This window comes from Streptomyces sp. S4.7 (assembly GCF_010384365.1).
Lineage (GTDB): Bacteria > Actinomycetota > Actinomycetes > Streptomycetales > Streptomycetaceae > Streptomyces.
Genome location: NZ_CP048397.1, coordinates 95,503 through 113,014 on the forward strand (window position 1 = coordinate 95,503; position 17,512 = coordinate 113,014).

General features: G+C 68.6%; 11 protein-coding genes and 5 pseudogenes. 9 read left to right on the top strand and 7 right to left on the bottom strand.

Annotated features, from left to right (window positions below; all coding sequences use genetic code 11):
• The first annotated feature begins 24 nt into the window (after positions 1 to 24).
• Both SSPS47_RS00440 and SSPS47_RS35055 read left to right on the top strand, forming a co-directional pair.
• A complete protein-coding gene (locus SSPS47_RS00440) occupies positions 25 to 690 on the top strand; it encodes a TetR/AcrR family transcriptional regulator (RefSeq protein WP_164254309.1) in 666 nt (221 codons plus the stop codon).
• A gap of 37 nt (positions 691 to 727) precedes the next feature.
• A pseudogene (locus SSPS47_RS35055) lies at positions 728 to 946 on the top strand (transposase); the annotation flags it as partial.
• Positions 947 to 1,192: 246 nt separating this feature from the next.
• Here SSPS47_RS35055 and SSPS47_RS00445 read toward each other — a convergent pair.
• The gene (locus SSPS47_RS00445) at positions 1,193 to 1,798 is read right to left on the bottom strand and encodes a lytic polysaccharide monooxygenase (RefSeq protein WP_164247565.1); all 606 of its coding nucleotides are present in this window, start codon (positions 1,796 to 1,798) and stop codon (positions 1,193 to 1,195) included.
• Positions 1,799 to 2,066: 268 nt separating this feature from the next.
• On the opposite strand from SSPS47_RS00445, the pseudogene SSPS47_RS00450 reads away from it, so the two are divergent.
• Both SSPS47_RS00450 and SSPS47_RS35060 read left to right on the top strand, forming a co-directional pair.
• Positions 2,067 to 2,495 (top strand): annotated as a pseudogene (locus tag SSPS47_RS00450) (IS701 family transposase); the annotation flags it as partial.
• Between the two features lie 28 nt (positions 2,496 to 2,523).
• Positions 2,524 to 2,837, top strand: a pseudogene (locus SSPS47_RS35060) (IS5/IS1182 family transposase); the annotation flags it as partial.
• Between the two features lie 8 nt (positions 2,838 to 2,845).
• On the opposite strand, the gene SSPS47_RS00460 reads toward SSPS47_RS35060, so the two are convergent.
• Positions 2,846 to 3,442: a TetR/AcrR family transcriptional regulator gene (locus tag SSPS47_RS00460; RefSeq protein WP_164247569.1), complete on the bottom strand. Its 597-nt coding sequence runs from the start codon at positions 3,440 to 3,442 to the stop codon at positions 2,846 to 2,848.
• A gap of 92 nt (positions 3,443 to 3,534) precedes the next feature.
• On the opposite strand from SSPS47_RS00460, the gene SSPS47_RS00465 reads away from it, so the two are divergent.
• Positions 3,535 to 4,431, top strand: coding sequence for an EamA family transporter (locus SSPS47_RS00465; RefSeq protein ID WP_239064701.1), 897 nt, complete (start codon positions 3,535 to 3,537; stop codon positions 4,429 to 4,431).
• Positions 4,432 to 5,135: 704 nt separating this feature from the next.
• On the opposite strand, the gene SSPS47_RS00470 is transcribed toward SSPS47_RS00465, so the two are convergent.
• Genes SSPS47_RS00470 through SSPS47_RS00480 form a run of 3 tightly spaced genes read right to left on the bottom strand, consistent with a single transcriptional unit; the run spans position 5,136 to position 7,690 of the window.
• A complete protein-coding gene (locus SSPS47_RS00470) occupies positions 5,136 to 5,930 on the bottom strand; it encodes a MerR family transcriptional regulator (RefSeq protein ID WP_147875994.1) in 795 nt (264 codons plus the stop codon).
• 12 nt (positions 5,931 to 5,942) lie between these two features.
• The gene (locus tag SSPS47_RS00475) at positions 5,943 to 6,737 is read right to left on the bottom strand and encodes an ABC transporter permease (protein ID WP_164247571.1); all 795 of its coding nucleotides are present in this window, start codon (positions 6,735 to 6,737) and stop codon (positions 5,943 to 5,945) included.
• Positions 6,734 to 7,690, bottom strand: coding sequence for an ATP-binding cassette domain-containing protein (locus SSPS47_RS00480; RefSeq protein WP_164247574.1), 957 nt, complete (start codon positions 7,688 to 7,690; stop codon positions 6,734 to 6,736). The genes SSPS47_RS00475 and SSPS47_RS00480 overlap by 4 nt, the downstream gene beginning before the upstream one ends.
• 783 nt (positions 7,691 to 8,473) lie before the next feature.
• On the opposite strand from SSPS47_RS00480, the gene SSPS47_RS00485 reads away from it, so the two are divergent.
• Positions 8,474 to 9,103 (top strand): M23 family metallopeptidase, encoded by a 630-nt coding sequence (locus SSPS47_RS00485; protein ID WP_239064702.1) that lies wholly within the window; start codon positions 8,474 to 8,476, stop codon positions 9,101 to 9,103.
• 184 nt (positions 9,104 to 9,287) lie between these two features.
• On the opposite strand, the gene SSPS47_RS00490 is transcribed toward SSPS47_RS00485, so the two are convergent.
• Entirely contained in the window at positions 9,288 to 12,071 is a 2,784-nt protein-coding gene (locus tag SSPS47_RS00490; protein ID WP_239064703.1) for a BTAD domain-containing putative transcriptional regulator, read from the bottom strand.
• Positions 12,072 to 13,657: 1,586 nt separating this feature from the next.
• Between SSPS47_RS00490 and SSPS47_RS00495 the strand changes: the two are divergent.
• Together SSPS47_RS00495 and SSPS47_RS00500 are read left to right on the top strand one after the other, a co-directional pair.
• Positions 13,658 to 14,394, top strand: a pseudogene (locus SSPS47_RS00495) (SDR family oxidoreductase); the annotation flags it as partial.
• Positions 14,395 to 14,493: 99 nt separating this feature from the next.
• Positions 14,494 to 14,838, top strand: a complete 345-nt coding sequence (locus SSPS47_RS00500) for an ester cyclase (RefSeq protein WP_164247578.1) — start codon at positions 14,494 to 14,496, stop codon at positions 14,836 to 14,838.
• Positions 14,839 to 15,113: 275 nt separating this feature from the next.
• Here the strand turns inward: SSPS47_RS00500 and SSPS47_RS00505 are convergent.
• Positions 15,114 to 16,024: pseudogene (locus SSPS47_RS00505) on the bottom strand (MerR family transcriptional regulator).
• 345 nt (positions 16,025 to 16,369) lie between these two features.
• Here SSPS47_RS00505 and SSPS47_RS00510 point away from each other — a divergent pair.
• Complete coding sequence (locus SSPS47_RS00510) at positions 16,370 to 17,101, top strand: hypothetical protein (protein WP_164247580.1); 732 nt, start codon at positions 16,370 to 16,372, stop codon at positions 17,099 to 17,101.
• The last annotated feature ends 411 nt before the right edge of the window (positions 17,102 to 17,512 follow it).

Consider the following 17,512-nt stretch of genomic DNA (forward strand, 5'->3'; position numbering starts at 1 on the left):
GGTACCTAAGTTAGGCTGGTGATCGTGACTTTCCAGCGGGCGCGAACCGAAGAGCAGCGGGAGATCCGCCGACGGGCGATCCTCGACATGGCGTCGGCGATGCTCGACGAGATGCCCGTGGCCGCGGTCACGCTGAACGAGCTCAGCCGCCGGGTAGGCCTGGCGAAGCCGAACGTGCTGCGCTACTTCGAGTCCCGCGAGGCGGTGCTGCTGGAACTGCTCGATCACTTCCTGCAGGAGTGGCTGACGGAACTGGCAGGCGAGTTGGCCGCCGGCGTCGACGAAAAACTACCCATGACCGAGCGAGCGGCAGCGGTGTCCGAGATCCTCAGCCGCTCGCTCTCCGGCCGAGTGGTGCTGTGCGACCTCTTCGGCGCACAGGGCGGCGTCCTGGAACACAACGTCTCCGTCGAGGTCGTCGCACGCTACAAGCGCGCCTCCCTGGACCGCCTGACAACCATGACCGCCCTGATCCAGAAGTACCTGCCGGAGCTGGGTGAGAACGCAACACTGTTCAGCCTGCAAACCATGGTCATGGCCGGCGCGCTGTCGGCGTACAGCACCCCCCCACCCAGTCTGCAGGCGGCCTACCAGGCCGAGCCCGACCTGGCCCACTTCCACCTGGAGCTGAAGGACTCCTTGAGGCTGGCCCTGACCGCAACCCTCCTGGGAGTGCTACCCCGCCGCTGACCCGCGTCGCACTTGACAGGCCAAAGCCTCCGCGGTCGTGGGGAGTGGACGGTGGGGATGGATCGTCCCGGACAGGCCGTGGGAGATAGTGAGGGCCGTTGCTGCCGCAAGCTCGGGTGCGCCCGCAAGGCGGCGGGGTCGCGAACATCGATGACGAGGCGGACTTCGCGGCGGTCATCTATGCGTTGGTCAGCAGGTGTGCCTGGCGGGCTTACCACCGTGCTTCGGGGCGTCGAAGTCGACCGTGCACCGCCGTTCGTCGTTCGAACGGGACTGCTGTGGCCGGTGAAGGGTGAGCGGATGTTGAGCCCGACCATCCAAGACCCCCGACATCTCCAGCCGCTTGACGATCTGTAGAGCTTCAGAGTCAAGTGAGGAACGCAGGAAGCCCCGTCGGGGCAGGGTGACCAATTGGGGTCCCTGCCCCGACGGGGCTCGGTCGGCCGGGCGGCGGGTTACCGGCGCCCGGCAGAGGCCGGTGCCGTGTGCGGTGCTTTGCGGCTCAGCCGAAGTTCACGTCGCTGCACCACATGTAGGCCTGGTCGAGGTGCGAGGCCTGCCAGATCACGAACAGGATGTGGTGTCCGGTGTAGCCGGAGGTCTGGACGGGGAACGTGATGTCCTGTGCCGGGGCGAAGCGGCCGGTCTGCGTGATGAAGTCGAGGTTGCTCCAGCCCAGGGTCTGGGTCTTGGGGTCGAAGCCCTGCTTGCTCACGTAGACCTTGAAGTAGTCGGCACCGTGGGACGCCTGGTCGTGCATGTGGACCGAGAAGTTGTTGCCGATGGTGGTGGTCTTCCACGGTCCCGGCTTGTCCAGGCTGGCGTTCCTCGAGAGGTTGTTACTGCAGAGTGTCCCGTCGGGGGTCCGCGCCTGGAACTGGCCCCCGAGGCCGTCGCGGAGCGAGCTCATCCAGTTCCACATGGTGTCGGGGTTGGCCTGGAAGGCCTGCCAACACATGGGGTCTTGGGTCTGCATGGCCGGGTTCGCGTGGTCGGTGCCCCACGTCTTCCAGCACTGGTACGCGCGGGTGGCGGGGCCGACGACGGTGCCGTGAGCCTGGGCGGGGGTCGACCAGGTGAGGGCGCCGACCGCCACTGCGAACAGCATGACGAGCGCCTGGAGAGGCCGGCGGAGGGACGCTCGCGAACGCCCGGTTAACGGACTCTTTTTGCGCATGGTGGGGGACTCCTTCCAGTTGCAAGGCCGTGATGGGAGCGCTCCCAAAGATAGGTCTTCCGAGTGAGATGTCAATGAAGCAGACGGAGTTGACTACAGGGGTGGGTGGCGAGCAGGGAATCTGCCGTGAGCCGGAGTCAGAATCGTTCGCGGGACCGGAAAACGAGGATGCGGCCTGGACCGGTATGCCTGGCCGACGATGCCACGCTCTCCTGGCGCGAAGCCCTCCGCAGGGGCCGGGGCCAGGGGCCACCGCGTCTACAACTGGGCAGTCATCGACCTCCCCGACCCCCGACCCGGGAGTCGTCAGCTACTGATCCGCCGCAGCCGCAGCACCGGCGAACTCGCCTACCACCGCTGCTACTCGCCCGCGTCCGTGCCGCTGACCGTGCTGGTCGGAGTCACCGGATCAAGATGGCGGGTGGAGGAGTTCTTCCAGTCGGGCAAGGGCCTGGCCGCACTCGACGAGCCCCAGGTCCGCCGCTATACCTCCCGGTCCCCTGGGTCACCCTCGTCGTCCGACCCGTCCACGACACAGCCCACCGGGCTCGGTTGGTCGAACTGGCGACGCCGCCACCAGGCCCGATCCCAAGCCAGCCACTACCGACGACAAGCCACTCAGGAATGAAGATCACGAACCGCGGCTGGAGCACTAAGAAGGGGGCGAACTTGCAGGTCCGGGCCCCGTGGACCGGGGCAGCCAGGTTCCGAGATGCACGTCCTGTCCGACGCGGGCGGACTGCCCTTACGCGTCGGGCTCACCGCGGCCAACACCCACGACAGCCTCGGACTGAAGCCCTTGATGTCCCATTTCCACATGGGACACGCCATGTCCTGGCTGGCTGACTGACTGACTGGCTACCGCAGACTCGATCACCGCTATGAACGCGACCCCGGCAACTAGTTTGCCTTCCTCGCCCTCGCCGCCGCGCTCTCCTACTACAAACGGCTGCACAAACCGACCCGGTAGACACGGCCCTATTCGGTCTCGATCGCGTTCTGGATCAGGCGACTTGCCAGCGTCCGGCCATGGCCGAGGGGATCTGGTGTCCGTCCTCGTTGGAGGCCGGCCATGGCTCCGTCGTGCACGAGCAGTACGTCACCTGCCAGGGCGGCGGGATCGTTGGTGGTGACGGTCTCCGCCAGCTGGTTCAGCCGCGTGAGGAGGAGCGTGGACTCCGCCTCAATCACGGCGCGGACGGGGTGGTCGAGGTCGGCAAGCTCGGTGCTGGTCGCGAGGAAGGCGCACCCGCGGCCTGGGGTATACCGGCTCCGATAGGTGGAGACCGCGTCGAAAATGGCCAGGAGCTTCTCGGCGGGTGAGGCCGCGGCGTCAATGGCTTCCCGCCATATCCGATTCCAGCGGTCCAGGCGCCGGTGCAGTGCGGCGGTGATCAGACCGTCCTTCCCACTGAAGTGCGCGTACAGCGTGGCGGGGGCGACGTGGGCGTGGTGCAGCACCTGATCGACGCTGGTGCGGGCGATGCCGTCCCGGGAGAAGAGCTCGTCGGCCGCGTCCAGCAATCGGTCCCTGGCGGACGGTCTGGCCATGGCTTCGGCGGTGTCCTGGTCCATGCACCTCAGCATAACGAGCGTTACAGTGAAACGGTCGTTTCAGTGAGGTGGGGAGGATCGAGTCCCTCCTGCCCTCAGCCGGAGGTGCGCACGTGAAAGAGCTGACCAGCACGGGACCTGCCGGTACCCGAGCGTTCCTCGGTGCGGGCCTGGTCCTCGTCAGCTGCCTCAGCGTGCAGGCCTCGGCAGCACTCGCCCCGACACTCTTCGACCGGCTGGGTGCTCCCGCAGTCGCCGGACTGCGGCAGCTCTGCGCTGCCCTCGTCCTGATGGCGCTGGTGCGTCCGAGGGTCCGTGGCCACACGCGGCAGGAATGGGCCGGCATGGCTGTCTACGGCGCGGCGATGGCCGTGATGAACGTGGCCTACTACTGCGCGGTGGGCCACGTCCCGCTCGGCGTGGCGGCGACGCTCCTGCTCCTCGGACCCTTCGCCGTGGCGGTCGCCTCGGCGCGCGCTTGGCGCGAAGCGCTCCTCCCGGCAGTCGGCCTGGCGGGCGTAGCGCTGGTCACGAAACCGGGCGGGGCAGTCGAGTGGGCGGGAATCGCCTTCGGACTACTCTCCGCGCTCGCCCTTGCCTGCTACACCGTCTTCGCGCAGCGCGTGGGCCGGGCCTCCTCAGGACTGGAGGGACTGGCCGTGTCGGTCTGCGTCTCGGCGATGCTGCTCCTGCCCTTCTCCCTTCCCGCCGCTCCAAGCGTCGACGGATCCGACTGGGGCCTGGTCGCTGTCTCCGGCGTCGTCGGGGTGGCCCTCGCGTTCACCTTGGATTTCCAGGCCGTGAAGATGGCCACCGCCAAAGTGGTCGCGACGTTGTTCGCCCTCGACCCGGTGATGGGAGCACTGGTCGGCGCCCTCGCCCTCGCCGAGAGTCTCTCCGCGCCGGTGTTCGTCGGCATGGGACTGATCGTGGCAGCCGGTGCCGTAGCGACGTGGCGTGCTGAAAGCCTCCCAGTTTTGTCGATGCCGACCAGCACAGACCGCCCGTGACACGGCAACGGGCAAGATCATCGGTCGGCAGCTGGATGGTCGCACCCCATCAGCAGCCACTCCTTCTGCCCGGCAGCCGACGAACAGCCATGTGGGATACGGCCTCAGGCGCGGCAACAAGGCCCGCACGTGCTCTGGGACGGTCTCCAGCGGCCGGCAATCGCTCCCCGCGTCGTAGCGCGAGGCCCGGTCGGCTGGTGTCGCTGAGCACTTGGGTATCACCGACATGTCGGAGGCTGACCGCGGTACCAGCGACGTTCCCCGGTATGAATCCAGGAATCGGCCCAATGAGCTGCACGGTTTCGCGGCGTGATGAGCTCCGAGACGATGTCCGTGATGTCCGCGTCGAGCCCTGCTGCGACGTCGCGGTTCCAATCGTCGCCAGGCTGCCATGATTGCTGCTTCGGGTGCCGTTTCGGCTACCTCACGCAGGACGACAAAGGCTTCTTGAGCGTCCGGCGCTTCGGAGCGGCTCAGTGGATGAGTGAGGGTGGCTGCCTCCGCCTCTGTATCGACCGCGGCTTCCAGGGCGGCATCGTGAAGGTGGTTTACGTCGGCCGCGAACTCCAGGTCCCTGACGCGCGACGGTACAAGCCTTGAGGTTCAGCCCGCTGAGCCTCAGTTGCAGGTGGCGGTAGGGCGCCGCGGAGGCTGGCTGGGGCAGGGAATCAGGACCCACCCGGTGAACACCGCACCGCAGCCTCCTACCGCGTTCCGGCCGCACCCCGTGTCGGGTTCACGCGTTCAAGCTGGGTCCAGCCGGTCCAGCCTCGCTTCGTCAGCAACTCGATCAGACGACGGGCCGGCGGCAGGGTGTCGAACACATGCGTATCCAGCAGCTCGGCGAACGGTGGCTCCAGGCCGGTGTCGTCGACGTAGAACTCGCCCTGGTCGTTGGCCATCTGCGTGATGCAGGCGGCCAGCTTGTCGGCCAGTTCGACCAGCTGTGGGTCCGCGTCGGTGCGGTCGAGAGCTCTGCTCAGGGTGAGATAGAAGTCGATGAACTGTGGGTTGGCGATCTGCTCCCGCTTGCGTTCCATCCACTCCGGGACCCGCTCGGGTGAGCGCGCGGCCAGCGGGATCCAGCCGTCGCGCTCGACCTGGACAATCCGTTCGTCGACCCCGAGCGCCCGCAGCCGGTCAAGGTACTCGACCACCTCCTGGGGCAGTGCCAGGCTGTCCCCGGCGGCGAGACGGGCGATCCGCTCGCGGTGCCGCTGCCGCGCCCGGATCTCCCCCCGCAGCCGCTTGTCGATATCCGCGACCGCCGCGGCGAACTCCTCCTCGTCCGCCTGCAGCAGTTCCCGCACGCGCGCCAGAGGAACCCCGGCCTCGGCGAGGGTCCGGATCTTGACCAACTCGACGACGGCGCCCGCGCCATACCTCCGATAGCCGGAGTGGTCGCGCTCCGGCTCCGGCAGCAACCCCTTGGCGTGATAGTGCCGCACCGCGCGCACCGTCACTCCGGCATACGACGCCAGCTCGCCGATAGTCAGCATCGGACCAGTCTCCTAGTTCGCGGCGCGGGTCCGGTAGAGACGCCGTGACCAGAGATGGCCGACCAGCCCGATCACCACACACCAGCCGATGGCCCGGAGCGCGTCCGAACCATCGGGCGATCCGGCCAGCAGGCTGCGGAGGGCGTCGATGACCGGCGTGAACGGCTGGTACTCGGCGAACCACCGCAGCCCGGTCGGCATCGACTCGACCGGCACGAACCCGCTGCCCACGAACGGCAGCATGATGAAGATCATCGGCCAGTTGCTCGCGGCCTCCGGGTTCGGACTCGCCAGCCCCAGCGCCACGGTGAACCAGGTCATCGCGAACGACAACAGCGCGAGCAGACCGATCAGACTCAACCACGGCATCGCCGAGGCGGCGGTCTCCAAACCGAGCAGGAACGCAACGCCGAAGACCGTTGCGAGTGCCAGCGCAGTCTGGACCATTGCGCCCAGGACATGACCCGTGAGCACCGAGACCCTGGCAATGGCCATGGTTCGGAACCGGTCGATGATCCCGCCTGTCATGTCGGTGGCGACCGAGACCGCGGTGCTGATGGACACGCTTGCCACCGCCATCACCAGGACCCCGGGAGTGATGAACGTCAGGTAGTCGCCGCGGTCCCCCGCCGGGGCTCCGGGCAGACCGGCGCCCAGCGTGCCGCCGAATACGTAGACGAACAGCAGCAGGAACACCAGCGGCAGGCCGATGAGCATCAGCGTCTGCGACGGGTTCCGGGCCATGTGTCTCAGGTTGCGGCGCAGCATGGTCGCCGAATCGCGGACGGCATACGTCGCGGTGTTCATGCCGGAACTCCCTCGGGAGACTCGTCGGCGGTGGAGTGGTCGGTGAGTGCCAGGAACACGTCGTCCAGGTCCGGGGTGTGCACGGCGAGCCCCGTGACCGCGTCGTCGTCGATTTCGGCCAACAGCCGTCGCAGCGTGGTGAGGCTGCCGTCGTGCGGCAGGGTCAGGGTCAGCACCGCGGCGTTCGGGTTCGCCTCGGGGAACTGGCGCGCCAATTCGGCCAGCCGTTCACTGTCGGCGGCCTGAAGCTCGACATGGCCGCCCGGGACCAGCCGCTTCAGTTCGGCGGCGGTGCCCTCGGCGACCAGCCGGCCACCGTCGAGCACACCGATCCGGTCGGCGAGCTGGTCGGCCTCCTCCAGGTACTGGGTGGTGAGGAAGACGGTGATCCCGTCGGCCACCAACTCCCGCACGATTCCCCACAGGTCACGGCGGCTGCGCGGGTCGAGGCCGGTGGTCGGCTCGTCGAGAAAGATCAGCCGCGGCCCCGCCACCAGGGTCATGGCCAGGTCCAGCCGCCGCTTCATACCGCCGGAGTACGTCACCGCCCGCCGGTCGGCGGCATCAGCCAGGTGAAACCGCTCCAGCAGTTGCGCTACCGCGCTCTTCGCATGGCGCCGGTCGAGGTGACCGAGGTCTGCCATCAGCCACAGATTTTCCCGCCCGGTCAGTAACTCGTCCACGGCGGAGAACTGTCCGGTCACTCCGATCGCCGCACGCACCCGGTCTGCCTCGCGGCGTAAGTCGTACCCGGCGACCCGAGCCTCACCGCCGTCTGCGGGCAGCAAGGTGGACAGGATCTTGACTGTGGTGGTCTTGCCGGCGCCGTTGGGTCCGAGCAGGGCGTAGACGGTGCCTGCGGGGACGGTCAGGTCGAATCCCGCCAGCACCTCGTGGTCGCCGTACCACTGGCGTAGCCCGGCGACCTCGATCGCATTGGTTCTCGTCGTCATGCCGACCATGTTGAGAGGTTGCCCCTGCGTCAGGGTCAACTGCCGCGGCTACGGCCTCGTACTCCCCGCCGTGCCCGAGACCGTGGTGCGAGATCAGCACCGGGCGATGGTCCACTCCCACCCGACGCCGCTGTCCGAGGGCTTCAACGAGATCGCCTTCGCCGACAGCCTCTACCGGCTGGAGACGTCTCCGCCGCCTGTCCGAGGTGCGCGAAGGCGACCTCGGCCGAAACGGCACGGGCTTGGGTGATCTGCTGCCGGCCCGTCACGCGGTCCGGCACGGCAGGCCGGACAGCTACGCCGATGGCCCGCGGGTCGAGGCGCAGCGGGCCGAGGCGCAGCAGCGGCTCGCCGGGGAGTTCACCGCCGACGAAGTCCGCCGGGCCGACGCCTACTTGGCTGCGGGGTCCCGGACACCGAACGCCTGGGCGCGGGCAAAGCGCGGCTGGATCAACACCCTGGTCGTCGCACAGGAACAGAGTGCCGAGTCTGCCGCCGCGGCCGCCGTCACGGTTCCTGCCGGTGTGGATGAACCGCTGCGGTGGGCGGAGCAGCACCAGCCGGCCCGGGTACGGAACCGGGCGGCCCGCGTCGGGAGAGCGAGCTCGCCGACTTCACCGCCCGCCGCAGCGAACGCCGTGTGCGTCGGACCGTACATCTGCGATGTCGAGGACCATGCCTGCCGCGACGGTGATACGCCGTCGTGGCAGCTCGGCGAACTCCTCGCCGTCAGTGGGCCGTTGACCGCAGCCGCTACCGGTCACGGAGTTGTATCCGCTTTGTATGGCCGCCTCCTTGAATCGTCCAGTTACCGACTACAAGGGGAAGAGCATGCAGAGACATATCGGTCGGCTTCTGGCGGCTGCGAGCGTGGTTGTCACTCTCACCGTCACGGCTTCGGCTGCCGTCGCGGCGCCGCAGGAAGCCTCCCCAACAGATGCGCTGATCGCCAGCCGGCCCATCTTCAAGATGCCGTTCGACTGCGGCCAGAGCTGGCGCGGCAGCAACTGGAACGGACACAGCCCGGCGCACTCGATCGACTGGAACCACTACGACTCCAGCGGCACCCCGGACGACTCCGGCCGCCGCGTGTTCGCCAGCGCCGGCGGCACGGTCCTCTCCTCGTACTACGCCACGGACACCGGTTACGGCAACACCATCGTGATCGGGCACGGAAACGGCTGGCGGACGCGCTACGCGCACCTGAAGACCCGTGACGTCCAGCAGGGCCAGACGGTCACGATCGGTCAGCGGATCGGAGAAGTCGGCGCAACGTCCGCGCTCTACGACATCTCTCCGCACCTGCACTACGAGCAGATACACAACGGATCGGTCGTCGTTTCGGTCATTCAGGGCGTGCAGTGGAACGATTACCTGACGCGCTATCAGACCAGCAACAACAGGTGCGGCTGACGGAGTGTCTGCGACCGGTGCCGGCCCCTCGGCCGGCACCGCGTTCGTCGTGCACGGTCCACAGGTCTGCCTCTCGGGCGAAGCCGAACATGAGCTGCCGCGGGTTCGACGCCACGACGCCCGTCCTGTCGCACGGGGGAGGCCACGTCGAGGTACCTGGGACCGGGCGGCCCGCCGGCGCCCGTCAGTTCAGCAACCGCAGCTTCGCGTCGACGAGTTCGGCCTGATCACGAGCATCGAGGCGACGCCAGGTGGACAGCGAACGGTGGAAGTAGCGCCTCGCGGTCCGCTCCCGGCCGGTCGCGTGGTGCAACTCGCCCAGAAGGCATGCGACGCGCGCCTCCGCCCGGCGATCACCGAGCCGCTGTTGTACGACGAGCGCATCGGCCAGCAGCGCCGACGCCTGGCCGGCGTTGCCCTGTTGCAGGCACAGCTCCCCGATGCTCTCCTGCACACAGGCCGCGCAGTGCGTGTCGGCCAGATTGTCGAAGATGCCGAGCGCGCACTCCAGTTCGGCCTGCGCGAGGTCCGGTTCGCCGCGCAGTTCGTGCATCACCGCGATCCGGCGGCGCACCTGTGCCTCGCGGTGCCGGTCGCCGACCTCGCGGGACAGCTCCAGAGCACCGTCGAGCCACGGCGCCGCGGCTTCGGGATCCCGCCGCTCCAACCACACCGAGGCGATCGCGTTGCATGCGACCGCTTCGCCGTGCCGGTCGCCCGCCGTGCCGAATCCGCGCAACGCCGCGACGAACGTCTCCAGCGCGGCGTCGAGGTCATCGATGACCCGGTACACGGACCCGGTCCCCACCGCGGCCATCGCCTCGCCGGACAGGTGCCCGAGACCGGCGAAGAGAGCGCGCGAGGTCTCGAACGACGCGACCGCGTCGGTGTACCGGTCCCTGTAGAGGTGGAGCTGCCCGAGGTTGCGGAGCAGCGCCGCGGTCTGCGCGTCGGACGGAGCCGGCGTCGCGTCGAGCACGAGCTGATGCGTCCGCAGCCAGTCGCCGTAGTAGCCGCGCATGTCGAAGAAACTCGCCAGCTCGATCGCGAGATCGGCGGCCCGGGAGACATCACCGAGCCATAACGCGGATTCCACGGCGGCGACAAGAATGCGGCGTTCTGTTTCGAACCACTGCACGGGCCAGGCACGCACCGCGTGCGAGATCGCGGCGGCGGGCCCGGCCGGTCGAGCCGACTCGCCGAGTACGCCGAGGAAACGCGCGGGCATCGCCGCATTGGCGCAGCGGGCGAGCGCGATCAAGGTGTCGATTGCCTCAAGCCGGCGCTGCGCGCGTACGCCGGCATCGTCCGACTCGGCCAGCTCCTGGGCGTAGCAGCGCAGCAGGTTGTGCATGCGGTAACGCTGCAGCCCGAGGCGGTCGGTACCCACTACTTCGACCAGATGCTCGTCAGCCAGCGTCTCCAGTTCCTTCGCGGCCTCGTCGGCACGCCCCATGGCCGCCGCGACGAGCCAGCCCGCCACCGGCTCGTCGGCCAGTTGCCCGAAGGCGCGGAAGGCCGTCGCCGCCTCCTCGGGCAGATGCCGGTAGCTCAGCTCCGCGCTCGCCCGTACCTCCATCTCACCTGTCTGGAGCTGGTCCAGCCGTCCGCGCTCGTCGTGCAGGAGGTCGGCCAGCGTGCCGACGGTCCAGCCCGGCCGGTTCGCCAGCCGGGAGCCGGCGATCCGTACGGCCAGTGGCAGCGAGCCGCAGTCGGCGAGCACCCGGTCGGTCTCCGCTCCTTCCAAGTGCAGCCGGTCCGGTCCGACGATCGTGCCGAACAGTGCGCGGGCCTCGTCGTGTTTCATCACGCCGATGGGGAGGTGGTGCGCCGGCAGCCCCGGCATACGCCGGCGTGAGCTGACGAGCACCGCTGATCCCCCGGTGCCCGGAAGCAGGGAACGCACCTGTGAGCTGCCGAAGGCCTCGTCCAGGACGATGAGGAAGCGCCGCTGTGCGAGGCGTGAGCGGAACAGCGCGGCCCGCTCACTCAGTTCACCGGGAATGGCGCTGTCGATGACACCGAGACCGCGCAACATCTCGGCCAGGACGTCGGCCGACTCGCGCGGCTGATCGCCCACTCCGCCCAGATCGACGAAGAGCTGGCCGTCGGGAAAGGCCTCACGCACACGATGCGCCACGTGAACCGCCAGTGTGGACTTTCCAGAACCCGGCGGACCCGACAGGACCACGACGACCGGCTGTCGGCCGGCCGCTGACAACAGTCGTTCCAGCAGGGCGATCTCCTCGGTGCGACCGGTGAAGTCCGGCACATCGATGGGCAGTTGGCTCACCGGTGCAAGCGATGTACGGCGTCGGCCGACATACCCGTTTGCCTCCTCCCCCGCGTTGCGCAAGGACGCGCCCGGCTCGATGCCGAGCTCGGCGGCGAGGATCCGCTCGGCCTTGGCGTACGCGGACCGGGCCTCGATGATGCGGCCCGAGCTGTGCAGTGCGCGCACCAGCATCTGCCACAGGTCCTCCCGCAGCGGGTCCTCGGTGAGCCGGGACCGCAACTCCGCGACCAGCGGCACGTAATCCCCCATGCGCAGCCGCACGTCGAGACATTCGTCGACGGCGACCGATCGCGCTTCCTCTGCCCTGGTGATCGCCGGATCCCACACCACACTGGACGGCACGTCCTGCAGCACGCTGCCGCGCCAGAGGCCGAGTGCGGATTCGTAGCCGCGCAACGAGGCGGCGTTACGGCTGCGGTCGCGCTCCGCGCGCGCCCGGTCCAGCCGCTGTTCGAAGAGCAGCATGTCGATGTCGTCGGGTGCGACATCGAATGAGTACCCCGACGGCCGGGTGCCGAGTCCGTCGGTGGCGACCCCCGCCTCCGACAGCGCCTGACGGAGCGCGCGCACGTACGTACGTACGTTGGCGACCGCGGACCGGGGTGCGCCGCCGGGCCACAGGACCTCGGTCAGTACGTCGAGCGAGACGAAGCCGCCTGGCTGCAACAGCAACGTGGCGAGAATCGCTCTCGGTTTGGGACCCCCGATGCGGACCGGGACACCGTCCACCCGCACCTGTAGTGGACCCAGCACCCCGAATGTCGGTTCCCCCACCCGTGCCTCCGCGACAGTCGGTGACTCCGGGCACAGCGTACTGGTGCGCGATGAGGTCGAACAGGCCCATCGCTCGCTGCCACGCGGCCCTGCCCTGCCCCTGCCCTGTCCCGCCCTGCCCTGTCCTGTCCTGTCCTGCCGACGGGATGCCGAATCCAGCACGGGCGAACGGCGAACGGCGAAAGTGAACAACCACGGCCGTGGAGGCGCTGTCGGGGCGCCCACGCCATCGCCGTTGGTCGCTGCGGGGCGCGACTTGCGGCGACTGTTCCGGGCCCCGCCGTAGCGGTGACGATGGCTCAGCTGCCACCTCGGGTCGGGGCAGCCGTCCTCCAGGGCTGGTGCCGGTGGTGCTGGTGGTCGTGAGCGGCCAGTTCCACCGGTGAGGACCGTCTCGGTCCGCAGAGCCAGATGACGAGGATCATGACCAGATGCAAGAAGTGCGGGGCGCAGAAGCGCCGGTGGCCTCGTCCCTGTTCCCGGTGCCGCACCGGAGATGACAGGCTGGAAACGGCCACGGACGCCGCCGAACTGGCTGCGGAGGTCGGCCTGTTCCAGTGGATCGCAAGGGGAGCCGTGGGAGTCGTGCGGCTCCTGGCCCGCGCTCTCGGATGACCCTTGGCCCACCACGGCCAGGCCCTCGCGAGCACCGGCGGCAGGACAACACGGCCGAACGCGCCGCCCTGAGGTGTCGCGCAACGGCGACTACGAGCAGGCCCTGCGCACACCGGCGGACACGGCCCCTCCACGCCGCCGGGACCGCCGTGGAGGGGCGCTGTCTGCGGGCGGGCGCCACCATGACGCCGCGCCTACCGGGGCGGATTCGCCGCCACCACTCCCCCTGGTCGGCTTTCCCCACAGACGACGGAGGACGGGCAGCTCGGCAACGGTGCTCCATCGGACCTGAACGGGGGCAGTCGCGGCCGTTGTCGGGCAGGTCCGTACCGTCGGCGGCCGAAGTCCCTGTGCCTCGTCCTCGACGCCTGCCGCGCCGAGCCGCCCGTCGGCAGCGCAGGGCCGGCTCCGCCGCCCGGCGGAGTCGGGCCGTGGCTGGTGGCCGGCTACGCAGGGCCATGCCGGTCACCTGCCGGAGCTCGTCGCGAGTGGTGCCGCTGACGGCCTGGACGGCCATGCCGTTTGCCATGGCCATGAGGTAACGGGCGAGTAGTTCGGGGTCGGTGCCCGGGGGCAGGCCGCCTTCCTCGACGGCTTGGCGGAGCCGGTAGTGGCCTGGACGGAGCCGTTCGGGAACGCGGTGGCCACCTGGCGGGCGGTCGGTTCCCGCAACGCACGCGCTCCGTAAGAGGCAGGGCCCTCGGTGGAGCGCTCGGCGACCTCGCTGACGGGTCCTCCTTGTTACCGAAGCGGTGCCTTTTGTCGCATCTCCACGCAATCGACCGCACTCTTTCCGTATCGATCGGTACGGAAGATGCTACAGTCTCATTCTGTATCGATCGGTACTTAAATTTGCGGAGGTCGTACTCATGGGACAACTTGACGGCAAGACCGCAGTCGTCACCGCCGGCAGCACCGGGATCGGACTGGCGACCTCGAAGCGACTCGCGGCCGAGGGCGCGCACGTGTTCATCACCGGCCGGCGCGAAGCGAGCTGCAGAAGGCGGCCGCCGCCATCGGCAACGCCACCGCGGTCTCCGGTGACGTCAGCGTCGCGGCCGACGTGGACCGCCTGTACGAGCGAGTGCGGGAGCACGGGCAGGGCCTGGACGTGCTGTTCGCCAACGCGGGCATCAACCACATCGCGACGTTGGCCGAGCTCACCGAGGACATCCATGACGCGGTCTTCGACATCAACGTCAAGGGCACCTTCCTCACTGTTCAGAGGGCCCTCCCGCTGCTCAACGACGGCGCCTCGGTGATCCTCACCGCGTCCACCGCCGCCGAGGGAGGCGCGGCGGGCATGAGCGCGTACGGAGCGTCGAAGGCGGCTGTACGGGCCTACGCCCGCGCCTGGGCCGACGAGCTCGGCAGCCGGGGTGTCCGGGTCAACGCGATCTCGCCGGGCCCGGTGAACACCCCGCTGTGGGACACCGCCTTCGGCGATCGCGCCAAGGAGATGAAGGAGACCGTCGCGGCCGGCCTGCCGCCCAAGCGGGTCGCCGACCCGGACGAGATCGCCGCCGCCGTGACCTTCCTCGCCTCGTCGGGCAGCAGCTTCGTCTACGGCGCGAATCTCTACGTCGACGGCGGAATGAACCAGATCCGACCGGCCCGCCGGTGGCGCTCAGGGGAGCGGGCAACCGGGGCATCGCAACTCGTCACCCTTCGAATAAACCCCGATCCGGGGCACTGAGAGGCAACCATGTCTGACGCCGAACTGCGCAACTTCTTCCAGCGCTACATCGACGCGCTCAACTCCCATGAGTTTCAGCGCATGACCGAGTTCATCCACGACAACCCCGTCATGAACGGTCACCCGGTCACCCGGGACGACGTCATCGCGGCCCTGGAGGGCCACACCGACGCGGTCCCGGACTTCACCTGGCGGGTCGAGGACCTCGCCATCGGCGGTGATCGAGTGGCGGCCCGTCTGTTCAACAAGGGCACACCCGCGAAGGAGTGGTTGGGCGTGCCCCCCACCGGCGCCACGGTCGAGTTCGCCGAGTACGCCTTCCACAGGGTTCGTGAGGGCGCTTCTACGAGATGAACTATCTGATGACGCCCAGGCAGTAGAGCGACAGCTGACCTGACCTGCCTCTGACGGCCCGTCCGGGCCGTCTGCGCGGAGTGCTCGCTCAACCTTGGCTGCGACAGGTCACGTCCGGTGCCGACCGGGACCGCTGCAGCACCCGCTCCGAGTGGACCAGGGGGCCGACGACTGGACTCCCCGGCGGCGCGGGGGCGTACTCCAACGACTTCGGTGTCTTCGACTGGGATGTCGAACGGGCCCCGGGGGCGCCGACGTGCTGCCTGGGCCGTGTTTCAAGTGGCGGGTGAGTCCTGGGCGGACAGTTCTTCCGCCAGTTCAATACAGCGCAGGCGGGCCGGTGAGAAGTCGTAGGGCATCTTGCCGATGGCTGCGAACGCGCTCATGGAGCCGGCCTCCCGCCTGCCGGAACCGGGGTCGGCCCCGTCATCGCCGTCATCGGCGGTAGCAGGGTGCAAGGTGTCCCAGGCGTCGAAGAGGCATCGTCGTCCTTGTCCAGGCCGGACTCCTCGATGACGGCGTGCAGGGCGTTTTCCAAGGCGTGCCGCTCGCCGGCCACTTGAGCCACCCGTGGATCATCGACGGCGACGCCGTCATCGAGTGCCTCCTCGGCGTCATCGATGCGGCCGGACTCCTCCCGCAGCGTGGGATGCGTGGCCAGGGCGATGAAGCGGGTGGCCTGGACAGCCGCGCCGAGCGGACCGAAGATCCGCTCGGTGACCAGCAGGGTGTCCAGGTCATCCTGACGCAGGGAACCCTCGGGAAGGCTCTTGAGGCGTTCGGTGACGAAGCCGGAGAGCAGGCCCATCCGGCTGCCTTCGGTGCGCATCCGCTGCACGGCGGTCCGTTGCCGCCGCAACTCCGCCTCCTGCTCGGCAAGGGTTTCCTCCAGCCGCTCCAGGATGCCCGCGATACCTTCTCCGCTGTCCGCACCGGCGGAAGCCGTGTCAGTGGTAAAGGCGTCACGGATGTCGTCCAGGGCGATCCCGGCGTCGGCCATCCTGCGGATCCACAGCAGGCGGATCATGTCCTCGTACCCGTAGCGGCGGCGGTCGTCGCCGCCCCGCTCAGGCTCGGGGAGCAGGCCGATCTCGTGGTAATGGCGAATCGCCCGTGGCGTACTGCCGGCGAAGGCCGCCGCGTCACCGATCTTGACCTGGCGGGGTGGCATGAAAGACCAATGCATGAGCGGGGACCTTTCCTCAAGGCATCGGGGCCCAGGGTCTGTCGTTTGGATCAGGCCGGATCAGGGAGCGGGGTCCGGTGCGTGCGATCGCAGGGCGGAGGAGGGAGGCATGGCGGAGCCGTGCCGACCGACGACAACGCGGCGGGCGTGCGTGCCGGGGACCGCGAGCCCGGCAAGATCCAGACGACAGACCCTAGGTCCACCGGACCACATGCCGCTACGGAAGGTGCAACCCCCGTACACCCGGTCCGGGCTCGCACTCGCCGACCCGCCCTCTCGGCCGGAAGGGACGGGGCAGGCGTTTAATCGGATGTGCGTGCGGCGCGGGGTTGTTAGGTTCGCCGTGTGCCGAAGTTGAATCAGATCATCGCAGTCGAAAAGGGCGTCAAGTCCAAGGCCCTCCAGGAGCTCACCCAGGCTCACCAGGACGTGCAGAAGCCCGCCCTGCTGGCCGGCATCTCCCGGACCTACCAGCCCAAGGACGAGGAGGGCGAGCAACTGCCGCCCGAGTCCACGCGGGTGCAGATCAAGGCCGAGGACGCTCTGCGGGCGACCGCCGGGACGCTGACGCGGCTCTTCGACGTGACCGCGACGAAGGACTGGGCGAACCGGTCCGCGGTCGCGGACGTGGTGGTCGACGGTACGGTGCTGTTGCCCCAGGTGCCCGTCCCGTACCTGTTGTTCCTGGAGAAGCAACTCACCGACCTGCACACCTTCGTGCGCAAGCTGCCGGTGCTCGACGCCTCCGAGTCGTGGAACCTGGACCCCTCGACGGACTCGTGGAAGACGGACCCGGTGCGAACCATCCGCACGAAGAAGGTTCCGCGCAACCACGTGAAGGCCGAGGCCACGGAGAAGCACCCGGCGCAGGTCGAGGTGTACTACGAGGACGTCCCGGTCGGTTACTGGACCACGGTGAAGTTCTCCGGCGCGCTGCCCGCCCGGCGGGTCAACGAGCTCCTCGACCGGGTCGAGATGCTCCAGCAGTCCGTCAAGTTCGCCCGCGAGGAGGCGAACAGCACCGAGGTCACCGACCAGCGGGTCGGCGAGGCGGTATTCGGCTACCTCTTCCGGTAGCCCCCACATACGCCCTCCGTCGCGAGCGGAGGGTGCGCGATGAGCGCAAGCTGAAACTGATGTTGAAGCTGATAAGGGTGTCAGTTGGGGGTTCGAATCCCTCTCCCCGCACCACGTGCGGGGGTGGCCCAAGCCCGGCAGAGGCGGCCCCGTGAAACTCAGATTCTCGCTCCAGTCTCAGTATTCGCCGCCGAACACCGGATCGACCGAGCGTGGGCGAACATCGACGGATGGGGGTTCAAGTCCCCCCGGCGCCTCTCTCGTGGCGCTGTAGTTCAAAGGCAGAACACGTCGATCTCAATATGACCCGCGGTTCTTAAACGCCGCCGGTGTGCGCAAATGGGTGGCAAGCTGGAGCCCGGGAGCTGGACATGCTCCCGGGCTCCGTCACATTCCGTCCCGTGGTCTGTG

Bases quoted from the DNA above. Each gene is read 5' to 3' on its own strand.
- SSPS47_RS00470 (WP_147875994.1), bottom strand. From the start codon at position 5,930: ATGCTGACTATCGGCGAGCTGGCGTCGTATGCCGGAGTGACGGTGCGC.
- SSPS47_RS00500 (WP_164247578.1), top strand. From the start codon at position 14,494: ATGTCTGACGCCGAACTGCGCAACTTCTTCCAGCGCTACATCGACGCG.
- SSPS47_RS00475 (WP_164247571.1), bottom strand. From the start codon at position 6,737: ATGAACACCGCGACGTATGCCGTCCGCGATTCGGCGACCATGCTGCGC.
- SSPS47_RS00445 (WP_164247565.1), bottom strand. From the start codon at position 1,798: ATGCTGTTCGCAGTGGCGGTCGGCGCCCTCACCTGGTCGACCCCCGCC.
- SSPS47_RS00460 (WP_164247569.1), bottom strand. From the start codon at position 3,442: ATGGACCAGGACACCGCCGAAGCCATGGCCAGACCGTCCGCCAGGGAC.
- SSPS47_RS00485 (WP_239064702.1), top strand. From the start codon at position 8,474: ATGGCCGCCTCCTTGAATCGTCCAGTTACCGACTACAAGGGGAAGAGC.
- SSPS47_RS00480 (WP_164247574.1), bottom strand. From the start codon at position 7,690: ATGACGACGAGAACCAATGCGATCGAGGTCGCCGGGCTACGCCAGTGG.